16 protein-coding genes, 1 other RNA gene and 1 pseudogene are annotated in these 15840 nt (G+C 62.5%); 14 read left to right on the top strand and 4 right to left on the bottom strand.

Annotated elements, in window-relative coordinates; genetic code table 11:
• Positions 1-102 precede the first annotated feature (102 nt).
• From PQR02_RS10550 to PQR02_RS10525, 6 genes are all read left to right on the top strand, one after another.
• Positions 103-1059, top strand: a complete 957-nt coding sequence (locus PQR02_RS10550; RefSeq protein WP_408229410.1) for a LysR family transcriptional regulator — start codon at positions 103-105, stop codon at positions 1057-1059.
• 139 nt (positions 1060-1198) lie between these two features.
• Positions 1199-2512 carry a Glu/Leu/Phe/Val family dehydrogenase gene (locus PQR02_RS10545; RefSeq protein ID WP_408229407.1) on the top strand — a complete coding sequence of 438 codons (1314 nt, stop codon included), beginning with the start codon at positions 1199-1201 and terminating at the stop codon, positions 2510-2512.
• A gap of 263 nt (positions 2513-2775) precedes the next feature.
• Positions 2776-3669, top strand: coding sequence for a glutamate/aspartate ABC transporter substrate-binding protein (locus PQR02_RS10540; protein ID WP_408229404.1), 894 nt, complete (start codon positions 2776-2778; stop codon positions 3667-3669).
• A gap of 82 nt (positions 3670-3751) precedes the next feature.
• The gene (locus PQR02_RS10535) at positions 3752-4492 is read left to right on the top strand and encodes an amino acid ABC transporter permease (protein ID WP_408229401.1); all 741 of its coding nucleotides are present in this window, start codon (positions 3752-3754) and stop codon (positions 4490-4492) included.
• On the top strand, positions 4492-5169 hold the full coding sequence (gltK, locus tag PQR02_RS10530) for a glutamate/aspartate ABC transporter permease GltK (RefSeq protein WP_408229398.1): 678 nt from the start codon (positions 4492-4494) through the stop codon (positions 5167-5169). The genes PQR02_RS10535 and gltK overlap by 1 nt, the downstream gene beginning before the upstream one ends.
• The gene (locus PQR02_RS10525) at positions 5166-5891 is read left to right on the top strand and encodes an amino acid ABC transporter ATP-binding protein (RefSeq protein WP_408229395.1); all 726 of its coding nucleotides are present in this window, start codon (positions 5166-5168) and stop codon (positions 5889-5891) included. The genes gltK and PQR02_RS10525 overlap by 4 nt, the downstream gene beginning before the upstream one ends.
• A gap of 122 nt (positions 5892-6013) precedes the next feature.
• On the opposite strand, the gene PQR02_RS10520 is transcribed toward PQR02_RS10525, so the two are convergent.
• Positions 6014-6949, bottom strand: a complete 936-nt coding sequence (locus PQR02_RS10520) for a class II glutamine amidotransferase (protein ID WP_408229392.1) — start codon at positions 6947-6949, stop codon at positions 6014-6016.
• Between the two features lie 167 nt (positions 6950-7116).
• Here PQR02_RS10520 and pyrC point away from each other — a divergent pair, with 167 nt between their 5' ends.
• From pyrC to rnpB, 3 genes are all read left to right on the top strand, one after another.
• Complete coding sequence (gene pyrC, locus PQR02_RS10515) at positions 7117-8178, top strand: dihydroorotase (RefSeq protein ID WP_408229389.1); 1062 nt, start codon at positions 7117-7119, stop codon at positions 8176-8178.
• A gap of 12 nt (positions 8179-8190) precedes the next feature.
• Complete coding sequence (locus PQR02_RS10510) at positions 8191-9048, top strand: DUF3025 domain-containing protein (protein WP_408229386.1); 858 nt, start codon at positions 8191-8193, stop codon at positions 9046-9048.
• 148 nt (positions 9049-9196) lie between these two features.
• An RNA gene (gene rnpB / locus PQR02_RS10505) (RNase P RNA component class A) lies at positions 9197-9610 on the top strand.
• A 98-nt stretch (positions 9611-9708) separates the two neighbouring features.
• On the opposite strand, the gene PQR02_RS10500 is transcribed toward rnpB, so the two are convergent.
• On the bottom strand, positions 9709-10131 hold the full coding sequence (locus PQR02_RS10500; protein ID WP_025602559.1) for an OsmC family protein: 423 nt from the start codon (positions 10129-10131) through the stop codon (positions 9709-9711).
• Positions 10132-10834: 703 nt separating this feature from the next.
• Here PQR02_RS10500 and rplM point away from each other — a divergent pair.
• The 3 genes from rplM to erpA all read left to right on the top strand — a co-directional run bounded on the left by rplM (position 10835) and on the right by erpA (position 12324).
• A complete protein-coding gene (rplM, locus tag PQR02_RS10495; RefSeq protein WP_020069304.1) occupies positions 10835-11263 on the top strand; it encodes a 50S ribosomal protein L13 in 429 nt (142 codons plus the stop codon).
• Between the two features lie 11 nt (positions 11264-11274).
• The gene (gene rpsI / locus PQR02_RS10490; protein WP_331602689.1) at positions 11275-11667 is read left to right on the top strand and encodes a 30S ribosomal protein S9; all 393 of its coding nucleotides are present in this window, start codon (positions 11275-11277) and stop codon (positions 11665-11667) included.
• Between the two features lie 291 nt (positions 11668-11958).
• Entirely contained in the window at positions 11959-12324 is a 366-nt protein-coding gene (gene erpA, locus PQR02_RS10485) for an iron-sulfur cluster insertion protein ErpA (RefSeq protein ID WP_007180424.1), read from the top strand.
• Between the two features lie 59 nt (positions 12325-12383).
• Here erpA and PQR02_RS10480 read toward each other — a convergent pair.
• Both PQR02_RS10480 and PQR02_RS10475 read right to left on the bottom strand, forming a co-directional pair.
• A pseudogene (locus PQR02_RS10480) lies at positions 12384-12572 on the bottom strand (IS4 family transposase); the annotation flags it as partial.
• 54 nt (positions 12573-12626) lie between these two features.
• Positions 12627-13757, bottom strand: a complete 1131-nt coding sequence (locus tag PQR02_RS10475) for an anhydro-N-acetylmuramic acid kinase (protein WP_408229382.1) — start codon at positions 13755-13757, stop codon at positions 12627-12629.
• A gap of 247 nt (positions 13758-14004) precedes the next feature.
• Between PQR02_RS10475 and tyrS the strand changes: the two genes are divergently transcribed.
• Together tyrS and dtd are read left to right on the top strand one after the other, a co-directional pair.
• Positions 14005-15255 (top strand): tyrosine--tRNA ligase, encoded by a 1251-nt coding sequence (gene tyrS, locus PQR02_RS10470; protein WP_408229379.1) that lies wholly within the window; start codon positions 14005-14007, stop codon positions 15253-15255.
• 45 nt (positions 15256-15300) lie between these two features.
• Entirely contained in the window at positions 15301-15759 is a 459-nt protein-coding gene (gene dtd / locus PQR02_RS10465; RefSeq protein WP_408229376.1) for a D-aminoacyl-tRNA deacylase, read from the top strand.
• The last annotated feature ends 81 nt before the right edge of the window (positions 15760-15840 follow it).

Genomic DNA, 15840 nt, shown 5'->3' with positions numbered 1-15840 from the left:
GCTCGGCCAGCCGCTGCGCGATCCGCAACGGCGTGAACGCGTCACGCCGCTTGCGCGCCGCTAGAATGCTGACTTCTTCCTCCCGCCCGGCAGCACACCTCGATGGAACTGAAATGGCTCGAAGACTTCGTTTCGCTCGCGGAAACGCGTAGTTTCAGCCGCTCGGCCGAATTGCGCCACGTCACGCAGCCGGCGTTTTCGCGCCGCATCCAGGCGCTCGAAGCGTGGCTCGGCACGGAACTGATCGACCGTTCGGTTTATCCGACGCGGCTCACGGCGGCCGGTCAGGTGTTCAACGAGCAGGCGCTCGCAATGCTCTCGCAGTTTCACGAGGCCCGCGCGCTGCTGCGCGGCCATACGGCGACGCCGCAGGCGACCATCGAGTTCGCGGTGCCGCATACGCTGTCGCTGACGTACTTCCCGCGCTGGCTGCAACGCATCGAAGCGCAGATGGGCCCGATCCATACGCGGCTGCGGGCGCTCAACGTGCACGATGCGGCGTTGTCCCTAGTGGAGGGCGGCTGTGACCTGATGATGGGCTATCACCATCCCAGCCACCCGGTCGCGCTCGATCCGGCACGCTACGACATGCTGACGCTCGGCAACGAGCCGATCAGCCCATTCTCGGCGCCGGGCCGCGCGGGCCGGCCGCGTCATACGCTGCCGGGCACGGCCGAGACGCCCGCGCCGTATCTGTCCTACACGCCGAACGCGTATCTCGGACGCATGACCGAGGTGATCCTCGCCAATGCGCCGGAGCGCCTGTATCTCGACCGGCTGTATGAAACCGACATGGCCGAAGGGCTCAAGGCAATGGCGCTGGCCGGCCACGGCATCGCCTTCCTGCCGCATAGCGCGGTGGAAGACGCGGTCGCCGATGGCAAGCTGATCCGGCTCGATCGCGCGATGCGCGGCACGCCCGAGGGGCAGCTCACGCTGAGCATGGAGATTCGCCTGTACCGCGACAAGCTCGCGGCGAAAAGCGACGACGCGCGCCAGGTGCTGGTGCGGCAGTTGTGGGAGGTCGTGTCGGAAGAACTGGGACAGGGCGCCGCGTAAAAAAACTGCGGCGCCACGACACGCATTTGCAGCTTCCCGAACGTTATGCAAAAAAAACATAATCGGATAAGGAAACGGCATTGGATTTCAAAACGGCGTTTTTCGACAATGCACCTATTCGATCAACGCCGGAGCGTTCATGTCTTCCCAGCAGCAAACCGCCCAATCCGCAGCATCGTTGCAGTCCGTTCCCTCCTATCTCAATCGCGAAGACCTCGGCCCCTGGGGCAACTACCTCCGCCAGGTCGACCGGGTCGCGCCGTACCTCGGCTCGCTGTCCCGCTGGCTCGAAACCCTGAAGCGCCCGAAGCGCATTCTGATCGTCGACGTGCCCATCGAACTCGATAACGGCACCGTCGCTCACTTCGAAGGCTATCGAGTGCAGCACAACGTGTCGCGCGGTCCGGGCAAGGGCGGTGTGCGGTATCACCAGGATGTGACGCTCTCCGAAGTGATGGCGCTGTCCGCGTGGATGTCAGTGAAGAATGCGGCGGTGAACGTGCCGTACGGCGGCGCAAAGGGCGGTATCCGCGTCGATCCGCGCACGCTGTCGCGTGGCGAGCTGGAGCGCATGACGCGCCGCTACACCAGTGAAATCGGCATCATCATCGGACCGAATACCGACATCCCCGCGCCGGACGTGAACACGAATGAGCAGATCATGGCGTGGATGATGGACACGTACTCGATGAACCAGGGCCAAACGGCCACCGGCGTCGTGACCGGCAAGCCGATCACGCTCGGCGGTTCGCTGGGCCGCCGCGAGGCGACGGGCCGCGGCGTGTTCGTGGTCGGTTGCGAGGCGGCGCGCCGCATCGGCTTCGATATCGAAGGCGCGCGCATCGCCGTGCAGGGCTTCGGCAACGTCGGCGGGATTGCCGCGCGGCTGTTCCAGGAAGCGGGCGCGAAGGTGGTCGCGGTGCAGGATCACACCGGCTCGCTGTACAAATCGACCGGCATCGACGCGGGCGCGCTGCTCGAGCACGTCGCGAAGACGGGTGGCGTGGGCGGCTTCCCGGAAGCGGATGTCGTGAGCAGTGAAGAGTTCTGGACGATCGAATCGGACATCCTGATCCCGGCCGCGCTGGAAAATCAGATCACCGAAAAGAACGCCGGAAAGATCAAGACGAAGATCATCGTGGAAGGCGCCAACGGTCCGACCACCACGGCGGCGGACGACATCCTGCACGATCGCGGCATCCTCGTGATCCCGGATGTGGTGGCCAACGCGGGCGGCGTGACGGTGTCGTACTTCGAGTGGGTGCAGGACTTCTCCAGCTTCTTCTGGACGGAGGACGAGATCAACCAGCGTCTGGAGCGCGTGATGCGCGAAGCATTTGCCGCGGTGTGGCAGGTGTCGAGCGAGCAGAACGTGTCGGTGCGCACGGCGGCGTTTATCGTTGCTTGTAAGCGGATTTTGCAAGCGCGCGAAATGCGCGGTCTATACCCCTGATTTCTGTTTGAACGGCGGCTGCGCTACCCCGCGGATTCGCCGGCAATTCTTGCCTGAACGCGGTTCACAAGACCGCGTGTCGTACCCGGCGGGCGGCATCGGATCGATGCCGCCCGCCTTTGCCTATGCACAAAAGTCCGCGGACGGGTTCCCAGCGCCGCGAGCCCTTTAGCGGCGCGCGCGCAACAGCATGGTTTATAGCCATACTTTCAGAATAATTACTTTGCTAAACTGGCGCCGGTTCTTGCCTAGGAGATCACAACATGAAGGTTAAAAAAGCTGCGCTGCTGCTCGCGACTCTCGGACTGTTTACGGTCGGCGCGCACGCGCAAGACGCGGGTACGCTGAAAAAGATCAAGGACACGGGCGTCATTTCGCTGGGCCATCGCGAATCGTCGATCCCGTTTTCGTATTACGACGACAAGCAGAACGTCATCGGCTATTCGCAAGAGTTTGCGATGAAGGTCGTCGAGGCCGTCAAGCAGAAGCTGAACATGCCTAACCTGAAGGTGAAGCTGACGCCGATCACGTCGCAAAACCGCATTCCGCTGGTGCAGAACGGCACCGTGGACATCGAATGCGGTTCCACCACGAACAACCTGGAGCGCCAGCAGCAGGCCGCGTTCACGAACACCATCTTCGTGATCGGCACTCGCCTGATGACCAAGAAAGACTCCGGCATCAAGGACTGGCCCGACCTGAAGGGCAAGACGGTCGTCACGACCGCCGGCACCACCTCCGAGCGCCTGCTTCGCAAGATGAACCAGGACAAGAGCATGGGCATGAACATCATCAGCGCGAAGGACCACGGCGAGTCGTTCCTGACGCTGTCCACGGGCCGTGCCGCCGCGTTCATGATGGACGACGCATTGCTCGCGGGCGAACGCGCGAAGTCGAACAACCCGAACGATTTCGTGCTCGTCGGCGCGCCGCAATCGCGTGAAGCTTACGGCTGCATGCTGCGCAAGAACGATCCGGAGTTCAAGAAGGTCGCCGACGACGCGATCGCGAAGGTCCAGACCTCGGGCGAAGCCGATCAGATCTACAAGAAGTGGTTCGAATCGCCGATTCCGCCGAAGGGCCTGAATCTGAACTTCCCGCAAAGCGATGACATGCGAGCGCTGTTCAAGAATCCGAATGACAAGGCAATCGATTAAACCTTAGCTGTTTTTTTGAAACGCTCAACGGAACGGAAGGGGCCACGCGCTTCTTCCGTTTCTTTTTGCTGGAGTCTTGGTCATGTCATATCACTGGAACTGGGGCATTCTGCTGAGTCCGGTCTCCACCGGCGAGCCGACCACCTATCTGGGCTGGTTGTTCTCGGGCCTCTGGGTGACGATTACCGTGTCGCTGTCGGCATGGGTGATCGCGCTGATCGTCGGCTCGCTTTTTGGCGTGCTGCGTACGGTGCCGAACAAATGGGCGTCGGGAATCGGCACGGTGTACGTCGCGATTTTCCGTAATATCCCGCTGATCGTTCAGTTCTTCATCTGGTATCTGGTGATACCGGAGCTGCTGCCCGTGTCGATGGGCAACTGGTTCAAGCAACTGCCGCCGGCCGCGCAGTTCTTCTCGTCGTCGATCATCTGTCTCGGGCTGTTCACTTCCGCGCGTGTGTGCGAGCAGGTGCGCTCGGGCATCAACGCGTTGCCGCGCGGCCAGCGCGCCGCCGGTCTGGCGATGGGCTTCACGCAATGGCAGACGTATCGCTACGTGCTGTTGCCGGTCGCGTACCGCATCATCGTGCCGCCGCTCACGTCCGAATTTCTCAACATCTTCAAGAACTCGGCGGTCGCGTCGACGATCGGTCTGCTGGACCTGTCCGCGCAGGCGCGCCAACTGGTCGATTACACGTCGCAGACTTATGAGTCGTTCATCGCGGTCACGGTGGCGTACATGCTGATCAACCTGGTGGTGATGCAACTGATGCGCTGGGTCGAAGCGAAAACCCGGTTGCCCGGCTATATCGGAGGCAAGTGATGCACCATTTCGACTGGAGCGGTATTCCGGGCGCACTGCCTACGCTGTGGACCGGTGCCATCGTCACCTTGAAGATCACGTTGATCGCGATCGTGTTCGGCATCATCTGGGGCACCATTCTGGCGATGATGCGGCTGTCGTCGTTCAAACCCTTCGAGTGGTTCGCGAAGGGCTACGTGACGATCTTCCGTTCGATCCCGCTGGTGATGGTGCTGCTGTGGTTCTTCCTGATCGTGCCGCAAGTGCTGCAAAACGTGCTCGGGCTGTCGCCGGATATCGACATCCGCCTCGCGTCGGCCATGGTCGCTTTCTCGCTGTTCGAGGCGGCGTACTATTCGGAGATCATCCGCGCCGGCATCCAGTCGGTGCCGCGCGGGCAGGTCAACGCAGCGTTCGCGCTCGGCATGACCTACGCGCAGTCGATGCGCCTGATCGTGCTGCCGCAGGCGTTCCGCGCGATGGTGCCGCTGCTGCTCACGCAGGGTATCGTGCTGTTTCAGGATACGTCGCTCGTCTATGTGATCAGCCTCGCCGACTTCTTCCGCACCGCCACGAATATTGGCGATCGTGACGGCACGAATGTCGAGATGGTACTGTTCGCGGGCGCGGTTTATTTCGTGATCTGTGTGGTCGCGTCGAGCCTTGTCAAAGGTCTTCAGAAAAAGGTCGCAAGATGATCTCTATCAAGAATGTTTCGAAGTGGTACGGTCAGTTCCAGGTGCTGACCGACTGCACGACGGAAGTCAAAAAAGGTGAAGTGGTGGTGGTGTGCGGGCCGTCGGGCTCGGGCAAGTCCACGCTGATCAAGACGGTCAACGGCCTCGAGCCGTTCCAGAAGGGCGAGATCGTCATCAACGGCCAGTCGCTGACCGACAAGAAAACCAATCTGTCGAAGCTGCGTGCGAAGGTCGGCATGGTGTTCCAGCACTTCGAGCTGTTCCCGCATCTGTCGATCGTGCAGAACCTGACGCTCGCGCAGGTGAAGGTGCTCGGCCGCTCGAGCGACGAAGCCACCGCGAAAGGGCTGAAGCTGCTCGATCGCGTCGGCTTGCGCGCGCATGCGGACAAGTTTCCGGGACAGTTGTCGGGTGGTCAGCAGCAGCGCGTGGCGATTGCGCGTGCGTTGTCGATGGACCCGATCGCGATGCTGTTCGACGAGCCTACTTCGGCGCTCGATCCGGAAATGATCAACGAAGTGCTCGACGTGATGGTCGAACTCGCGCAGGAAGGCATGACCATGATGTGCGTCACGCACGAAATGGGCTTTGCGAAGAAGGTCGCGCACCGCGTGATTTTCATGGACCAGGGCTTGATCGTCGAAGACGACCGCAAGGAAGACTTCTTCGCCAATCCGAAGTCGGATCGCGCGAAAGATTTTCTGGCGAAGATCCTGCACTGAGGGTGTTGCACGGCTAGCGCTTGGGTGCTGGCGGGAACGAAAGAAAGCCGCTCCTGGGAGCGGCTTTTTTGTTGGCCAGTGATTTGATCCGGTCGGGTCCTCGAGCGCGGCGTGTGGCGTGATCAGGACTCGAATGCCGCGGCGTCGTCGGCCGCTTCGAGGTCGGACTCGCTGTCGGCCATGACCGCGGGCGCCGTCGATGCCGCGATCGTGGTGGCCGACGCCGACGCATCCAGCACGGGATTGCGCAGCTTTTCGAGCACCGACGCCGGCACCGGCACGTTGATGCGGCCGATCACGTCGCCATGCTGGAACATCATCAGATCGCCCGGCTCGAATGCGGTCCAGACTTCGTTGTCGGTCAACGGCTGGGTCGCGATCACCGCGACGCGGTCTTCCGGCGTCGTGTATTTGGCGAAGTCGATCGACACGTCCGCGTCGACCAGGTGCGCGGTGGAAAACGGCCAGCGCCGCACGATGTAGTGCAGATGCGTCGAGCAATGCGCGAACAGCGCCTGGCCGTTCGACATCAGGAAATTGAACACGCCGAACTGCGTGATTTCGCGCGTGAGGTTTTCGAGCGCGGCGAACAGTTCTTCGAGCGGCGGTTGCTGCGCACCCGGAAACGCCTTGCGCAAACCTTCCAGCAGCGCGCAGAAAGCGAGCTCGCTGTCGGTCGTGCCGACCGGCTGATAAACGCCCGACAGTTGCGGCGCATAGTCTTTCAGATCGCCGTTGTGCGCGAAGATCCAGTGACGCCCCCACAGTTCGCGCATGAACGGGTGGCAGTTTTCGAGCAGGATATGCCCTTGCGTCGCCTTGCGGATGTGCGCGATCGTGTTCTTCGATTTGATCGGGTAGCGCTTGACCATCTCGGCGATCGGCGAGGTGGCCGACGACTGATGGTCGATGAACAGCCGGCAGGCTTTATCCTCGAAGAAGGCGATGCCCCAGCCGTCCGCATGATGATCGGTGACGCCGCCGCGCGCCGCAAAGCCGGTGAACGAGAACGTGACGTCCGTCGGCGCGGCGCAGTTCATTCCGAGAAGTTGGCACATGTTGCGGGTAAGCCTGTGAACGGGGCGAGCCGTTACAATGATGATTTTCCAAGCATATCACCGAGCCAGAAACGCCAAATAGCAGAATTGACGTGTGTTTGTGCCGCAACATGGCGGTTTGACCGGGTCGATTGGCTTTTGCCGCAGAATCTCGTTCCCCATTCGCCATGACCGCTTCCAACGTTTCCACCGATTCCATCACGCTCGCCCGTCCTGACGACTGGCACCTGCACGTCCGCGACGGCGCGATGCTGGCCGCCGTGTTGCCGGACACCGCGCGCCAGTTCGGCCGCGCGATCATCATGCCGAACCTGAAGCCGCCGGTTACGACTACCGCAATGGCGCAGGCGTACCGCGAGCGGATCATCGCCGCGATTCCCGAAGGGGCGAAATTCAAACCGCTGATGACGCTGTACCTGACCGATAACACGCCGCCCGACGAGATCCGCCGCGCGCGCGAGAGCGGCTTCGTGCATGGCGTGAAGCTGTATCCGGCGGGGGCCACGACCAATTCGGACGCGGGCGTCACCGACCTCATGAAGTGCGCGAAAACGCTCGAAACGATGCAGGAATTGGGCATGCCGCTGCTGGTGCACGGTGAAGTGACGGACTCGTCGATCGATCTGTTCGACCGCGAGAAGGTGTTCATCGACCGCGTGATGACGCCGTTGCGCCGCGCGTTCCCGGCGCTAAAGGTGGTGTTCGAACACATTACGACAAAAGACGCGGTCGACTACATCCGCGAAGCCGGTGCGGCGCCTGAGCTGCTCGGCGCGACGATCACCGCGCACCATCTGCTGTACAACCGCAATGCGATCTTCCAGGGCGGCATTCGCCCGCACTACTACTGCTTGCCCGTGCTGAAGCGTGAGACGCATCGCGTGGCGCTGGTCGAGGCGGCGACGTCGGGCAATCCGCGCTTCTTCCTCGGCACCGACAGCGCGCCGCATCCGAAGGGCTTGAAAGAGCATGCGTGCGGTTGCGCGGGCTGCTATACGGCGCTGCACGCGCTCGAGCTGTACACCGAGGCATTCGACAAAGCCGGTGCGCTCGACAAGCTCGAAGGCTTCGCGAGTTTCTTCGGCGCGGATTTCTACGGCCTGCCGCGCAACGTGGAACAAGTTACGCTGCGTCGCGAGGAATGGACGCTGCCGGCTGAATTGCCGGTCGGCGATACGCCGGTCGTGCCGCTGCGCGGCGGCGAGTCGATTGGCTGGCGTCTGGTTTGAGGCATCGGCGCGATGCAGTTGCGTGAGACGGAGCACGACGCGGCGCACGCAGGGGCAGGGGCGCAGCCGGGCTTTGCCGCGGTCGACTGGTCGAAGCCTTGGTTCGCGCAGTTCGCTCCGCGCGGCCGCCGCTGGCAGCAGGCCGCGCTGACGAGCGACGCGGCCTTGCTCGCCGAAATGAACGCCGACGCCGCCCAGATGCGGCGGACCACGGGCCGGGGTCAGCGTCTCGCGTTCATCGCGCAGGACGATCTGTCGGCCGGCGCGGCGTACGAGGCGCACATCGCGTCGACCGGCTGCGTGCCGACGCGCCACAATCTGCACGACTTCTTCAACGGCTCGATGTGGTTTGCGTTTCCGCGCATCAAGGCGGCGTTGAACGCGCGGCAGTCGGCGGCGATCGACGTGCTGGGCGTCGGCCCGACCCGTGGCGGGGTGCGCGATACGCTGACCTTGTTCGACGAGAATGCGTTGCTGTTCGCCTGTGCCGATCCCGCATTGAGCGCGGCGCTACGCGGCTTCGACTGGCAGACGCTGCTGGTGGCCCGGCGCGATGCGTGGGGTGCGAGTTGTGAAGTACGCTGCTTCGGCCACGCATTGCTGGAAAAGCTGATCGAGCCGTTCAAGGCTTGCACGGGGCATGCGTGGATCGTCGACGTGCCGGCCGTGTATTTCGAATGGGACGTCGCTGCGCGCGACGCGTGGCTGGATGAAGCGGTCAGCACAGCGCTGCTCGACACCGAAGCGCTGACGAGCCGCATGTTTGCGCCGCTTCCGGTGCTGGGCATTCCGGGCTGGTGGCCTGAGAACGAATCGCCCGCGTTTTACGACGACGCATCGGTATTTCGCACAGGGCGGCGCAGCCGCTAAGAGGGACCGCGAGGTATTCGGCGAGACCCGCTGCTCGTGTCCACTACGGCGGATCGTTCGCATCCGATTGCCGTTTCCGCTGGCCATTCGTCTATTTCAGCCGATGCGGCGGCTTGCCGACCGCGCAGATGTTAAAATTCGCCGCAGCAAAGCAGGCTAGGCAGTCGCGGCCTCGGTGGCTTCGGCCAAAGAGGGCGAGGAAAGTCCGGACTCCACAGGGCAGGGTGATGGCTAACGGCCATCCGTGGCAACACGCGGAACAGGGCAACAGAAAGCAAACCGCCGATGGCCCGGCGCAAGCCGGGATCAGGTAAGGGTGAAACGGTGCGGTAAGAGCGCACCGCGGCTGCTGCAAGGCAGACCGGCACGGTAACCTCCACCCGGAGCAATTCCAAGTAGGCAGGCGCGCATCTTCGAGATGCAGGACGGGGCCCCCGTCTCGTCTGCGGGTAGGAAGCTTGAGCGCGTCAGTAATGGCGCGCCTAGAGGAATGGCTGCCACGCGCGTCGCGTTTTCGGACGTTGCGCGTGCACAGAATCCGGCTTATCGGCCTGCTTTGCCACTTAAACAAGAAATGCCGGCGTCCTTGCGGACGCCGGCATTTTCATTTGATGCGGGTATTCGGGACGCCCGGTCCGGCGCCAGCATGGCTGGCCGCAGTCAGTTCGCGACGATGTCGAACGAGTGAGTCAGCTCCGCGGTCTTCGCGATCATGATCGAGGCCGAGCAGTATTTGTCGTGCGACAGATTGATTGCGCGCTCCACGGTGGCCGGGTTCAGGTTCTTGCCGGTGACGGTGAAGTGGAAGTGGATCTTGGTGAACACTTTCGGATCTTCGCTGGCGCGTTCGGCCTTCAGCGTCACCGAGCAACCGGCGATTTCCTGGCGGCTCTTCTTCAGGATCATGACGACGTCGTAGGCGGTGCAGCCGCCGGTGCCGAGCAGAACCATTTCCATCGGACGCGGCGCGAGATTGCGGCCGCCGCCTTCAGGCGCGCCGTCCATCGCGACCAGATGACCGCTGCCTGTCTCGGCCGCAAATGCCATCCCGTCTTGCCCCATCCAGCTCACTTTGCATTCCATGCTGTGCTCCACCGCGCTTTGCAATATCGAGAGACGGGCATTGTAGCCCGATGCCTGCGGATCCGCCCGAGGCGACTTTTGACGAAAATTATGCGGGATGGCGGCTTGTGTGTTGCGGTGCGGCATGTTCGGACGATTCGGGAATGCCCTCACTATTTTAGGGGTTTTACTCTAGACCCGCTTCGCTTGATCCGTTGACGTCGGAGCGGTGAGTCTTTGATTTAAAAGGGAATTTTGGCTCGTTCTGCTCGCAGCCATATGCCACATTATGAAATCGAATTTCGCAATGCAAATATTCTTGCGTCGCACAAGTTGGGCTCATATAATCGCTGTCATCGGTTGCAGCAGTTTGCGACCTCCGCTGTCTCCTCCACCTCCTCCTTTGGTGGATTAAACCCGAACCGCTCGTTCGGGTTTTTTTTCGCCCGTCTTCGCCCCTGCGGTTGCGTGCTCTTGTTTGAAATAGCGCTCGATTTCAGGCGGGCAGAGGGCGCGAAATGGCCTCCGTGGCGTCGTGTCTCGAGCGTGCGAAGTCACAAAACCCCGCACGTTTTGACTTGCAGTCGCAAATTCCTTTATAATTCAGGGCTTTTCCGCATCCGCGCCCGCGGAGGAAGAACCAGGGAGAGCCTGCACGCGCCTCGATGCGCACACTACAAGCAGGAAAAAACACATTGGGCGCAGCAATTTTTTTGGATCGATCATGAAGACGTTTTCCGCAAAAGCCCATGAGGTGACGCGCGAATGGTACGTGATTGACGCGACGGATAAGGTTCTCGGGCGTGTCGCCAGCGAAGTGGCACACCGTCTTCGCGGCAAGCACAAGCCTGAATTCACTCCGCACGTCGACACCGGTGATTTCATCATCGTTATCAACGCCGGCAAGCTGAAGGTCACGGGCAACAAGGCTACTGACAAGAAGTACTATCGCCACTCGGGCTACCCGGGCGGTATCTATGAAACGACGTTCGGCAAGATGCAGGAACGCTTCCCGGGCCGCGCGCTCGAGAAAGCGGTCAAGGGCATGCTGCCGAAGGGCCCGCTCGGCTACGCGATGATCAAGAAGCTGAAGGTCTACGCTGAAGCAACGCACCCGCATTCGGCACAACAGCCGAAAGCGCTCGAGATCTAAGGGGAGCCCACATGATCGGTAACTGGAATTACGGCACGGGCCGCCGCAAGAGCGCCGTCGCACGCGTGTTCATCAAGGCAGGCAAAGGCGACATCGTTGTGAACGGCAAGCCTATCGCCGATTACTTCTCGCGCGAAACGTCGCTGATGATCGTGCGTCAACCGCTGGAACTCACGAACCACGGCGCTACGTTCGACATCAAGGTCAACGTGACCGGTGGCGGTGAAACGGGTCAAGCCGGTGCGGTTCGCCACGGCATCACCCGCGCGCTGATGGACTACGACGCAACGCTGAAGCCGCAACTGTCGCACGCAGGCTTCGTCACGCGTGACGCTCGTGAAGTGGAACGTAAGAAGGTCGGTTTCCACAAGGCACGCCGCAGGAAGCAATTCTCGAAGCGTTAATCGTTTCGGGTGCGAGCCGGCTCCAGGGCCGGTGCGCTGCAAAAGCCGCCAACGCTTTCGCGAAGGCGGCTTTTTTTTACGGGTCTGGCTTGGGGCTTTGAGTTGTGGCTTCGAGGCTCGGGGCGGCTGCGGATTCGTCGCCAGAGCAGTGTTTTTCCCGTTCGCGCTGGCTGGCGGCGACATTCGCACCGTCCGTCGGTGTCGCGGGAAGAACCCATTGATTTTGTGGGCTTCAGCACGATATTGCGATCAGCCCTACAATAGCGGCTAGAAGCTTTTTGGAGAGTTCGAATGAACGCAGTCACCGATACACCTGTGACCGAGATGCCCGCCCCCTTCGTTTTTACCGACGCAGCGGCTGACAAGGTCAAGCAACTGATCGAAGAAGAAGGCAATGCGGACCTCAAACTGCGCGTTTTCGTGCAGGGCGGCGGCTGCTCGGGCTTTCAGTACGGTTTCACCTTCGACGAAGCCGTCAACGAAGACGACACCGTCATGAACAAGAGCGGCGTCCAGCTGCTGATCGACTCGATGAGCTACCAGTATCTGGTGGGCGCAGAGATCGACTACAAGGATGACATCAACGGCGCGCAGTTCGTCATCAAGAACCCGAACGCTACCACCACCTGTGGTTGCGGCTCGTCGTTCTCGGTTTGATCGGCGTCAGGCCACACAGCCGGTTGTGAAGAAAAACGGGGCCGCGGCCCTAATGCCGTTCAGTAAAGGTCTCTTTTCAGGTATCGAACGGTATAACGGAAAGGTCTAGATTTGACGGCCCGAGCGCAGCAGCGCCCGGGCCGTTTTTTGTTGGTAAGTTGCTTGAGCCGCTCACGCAGGCGACTGAGCAGCGCGGGCAGTTTGCCGTAAGAGCGGGTCACAGCCGCCCAGGCCATTTCATACTGGATGGGGCCTCGGCCCCGTTTTTTATTGCCCGCCCGAATCGTAATACGGGGACGTCATCAACGCGGGTAAATGGCGCCGAGCACGCGTTCGGCGGCCGCGCCGGTAACGGCCGGAAAATTGCCCGGCAGCCGCGCGATGCAGCGCATCGCCAGCCACGCGAACGCGAGTGGCTCGACCTGGCTTGGCGGCACGCCGAGCGCATCGGTCGTCATCACAGGCACACCGCTCACGCCGCTGTCCTCCAGCGCCTGGTGCAACGCCTTCAGAATCTCCGGATTGCGCGCGCCGCCGCCGCACACATAGACGGCCCTCGCGTCGGACGCGTGCCGCTCGATTTCACGCGCGACCGTCACCGCTGTCAGCGCGACCAGCGTCGCCTGCACGTCGGCGGGGGCTAGCGTGGCGAATGGCTGAAGCTTCGCGTCGAGCCATTCGGGATTGAACAGGTCGCGGCCAGTGCTCTTCGGCGGCTGCTGCGAAAAAAACGGCTCGTCGAGCAATGCATTGAGCAGCTTGCGATCGACCTGACCGCCGGCCGCGAAATGACCGTTTTCGTCGAACGGCTTGCCGAGGTGGCGCTGTGCCCATTCGTCGAGCAGCGCGTTCGCCGGTCCGCAGTCGAAGCCGCGCACGCTCCCGGTCGCGTTCAGGATCGTGATGTTGCTGATGCCGCCGAGGTTGCAGACCACCCGCGTTTCGTCCTTCGCGCCGAACACCGTGGCGTGAAAGGCCGGCACGAGCGGTGCGCCCTGGCCGCCGGCCGCCACGTCGCGGCTGCGGAAATCGGCGACCACGTCGATGTGCATCATTTCCGCGAGCAGCGCGGGGTTGTTAATCTGCCGCGTATAGCCTTTTTCCGGCCGATGCCGCACCGTCTGCCCGTGCACGCCGATTGCGCGCACTTCCGCAGCGGACACGCGGCTGCCGCGCAGCAGTTCGTGGCAGCACACCGTATAGCGCGTGGCGAGCGCATTGGCGGCCAGCGCTTCGCGCTCGATCTCGTTGTCGCCCGGCTGCTGCAGCGCGAACAGCGCCTCGCGTACCCCCGCGGAGAAGCCGACAAACGCTTCGGCCAGCACCACCGGCGACTTTCCTTCCTCAAATTGGACGGCCACGCCGTCCACACCATCCATGCTCGTTCCTGACATCAATCCGAAGTAGACGCCGTCTGCTGGGTGTTGCGCCACGTTGCTGCTCCTGTCGAGGGTCGTTGCGATCCGTTTTAGCAGATTATCGGCGCAAGCGCGGTCGAATATGAGCGCGTCGACGCCGCCGGCGCGGCGTGCCGCGCGAATCGCGCGCCCCCAAGCACGCCTCCAGGCCGCTTGTGAATCGCCCGTGACTCGCTCGTGACTCGTTCGTCGCCGCGTCAGTGGGCGCGTCGGCGCGTATCTATGGGACAATCTCCCTTTTTCGCGACTTCACGTTTCCAGCATGAGCACCGAGTCCACCAAGCCTAGCCCCGCTTCCGCCTTTCCGGTCACCGACGAAGTCCGGCACGCCCTCGCCGTCACCAGGCGCGGGGTCGACGAACTGCTGATCGAAGACGAGTTCGCGCAAAAACTCGCGAAGAGCGCGGCCACCGGCAAGCCGCTGCGCATCAAACTCGGGCTCGATCCGACCGCGCCCGACATTCACATCGGCCACACGGTCGTGCTGAACAAGATGCGCCAGTTGCAGGATCTCGGTCACACGGTGATCTTCCTGATCGGCGATTTCACGTCGCTGATCGGCGATCCGTCGGGCCGTAACGCGACGCGCCCGCCGCTCACGCGCGAGCAGATCGAATCGAACGCGAAGACCTATTTCGAGCAGGCCGCGCTCGTGCTCGACCGCGACAAGACCGAGATCCGCTACAACAGCGAATGGTCGATGCCGCTTGGAGCCGACGGCATGATCAAGCTCGCGTCGCGCTACACGGTGGCGCGGATTCTGGAGCGCGAGGATTTCACCAAGCGTTTCCAGGGCGGCGTGCCGATTTCGATTCACGAGTTCCTGTACCCGCTGATGCAAGGCTACGACTCGGTCGCGCTGAACGCAGACCTCGAACTCGGCGGCACGGACCAGAAGTTCAATCTGCTGGTCGGCCGCGAGTTGCAGAAGCAGTACGGCCAGGAGCAGCAGTGCATCCTGACGATGCCGCTGCTCGAAGGGCTCGACGGCGTCGAGAAGATGTCGAAGTCGAAGAACAACTACATCGGCATCAGCGAGAAGCCGACCGACATGTTCGGCAAGCTGATGAGCATCTCCGACACGCTGATGTGGCGTTACTTCGAACTGCTGTCGTTCCGTCCGATGGACGAAATCGCGGGCTTCAGGAAAGAGATCGAAGCGGGCCGCAATCCGCGCGATTTCAAGGTGATGCTCGGCCAGGAGATCGTCGCGCGCTTCCACTCGCAAGCCGACGCCGAGCGCGCGCTCGAAGACTTCAACCATCGCGCGAAGGGCGGCGTGCCGGACGATATCCCGGCGGTGACGCTCGCCGGCGCACCGCTCGCGATCGGCCAGTTGCTGAAGCAGGCCAACCTGGTGCCGTCGACCAGCGAAGCGTTGCGCAATATCGAGCAGGGCGGCGTGAAGATCGACGGCGCGACCGTGTCCGACAAGGGCCTGAAGGTCGAAGCCGGCGAGTACGTGGTGCAGGTCGGCAAGCGCCGCTTTGCACGCGTCACGCTCACGGCGTGACGGCCCGGTGATGTATCGATCGTTGCCAGCGGAGTCGAACAGCCGATGATCGCGCTGATCCAACGCGTGCGCCGCGCCGAAGTGCGCGTGGCCGACCGGGTGACCGGCGCGATCGACGCGGGTCTGCTCGCGCTCGTGTGCGCTGAACGCGGCGACACCGAGGCGGCCGCCGACCGGCTGCTCGCCAAAGTGCTTGGCTATCGCGTGTTCAGCGACGCGGCGGGCAAAATGAATCTCTCCGTGCAGAATCTCGATGGGGCGGGGCGCGCGGGCGGCCTGCTGCTGGTGTCGCAATTCACGTTGGCAGCGGACACCAACAGCGGCCTGCGCCCGAGCTTCACGCCGGCCGCGCCGCCGGATGAAGGCCAGCGCCTGTTCGACTACTTCGTGGCGGCCGCGCGCGCGAAGCATCCGATCGTCGAGACGGGCGAGTTCGGCGCGGATATGCAGGTGTCGCTCGTCAACGACGGGCCGGTCAAGTTCTGGTTGCAGACGAACGCCTGAGCCTGCATCCGGCAAACGAGGCGAGACGCCTCGTCGGCTAGCCTCCGGCGCGCGCCACTTTGCGCGCGACTTACCCTCCAG

Origin of the sequence: Paraburkholderia sediminicola (assembly GCF_046026895.1) — a bacterium.
Classification (GTDB): domain Bacteria; phylum Pseudomonadota; class Gammaproteobacteria; order Burkholderiales; family Burkholderiaceae; genus Paraburkholderia; species Paraburkholderia sediminicola_C.
This window is presented reverse-complemented; position numbering and strand designations above follow the sequence as displayed.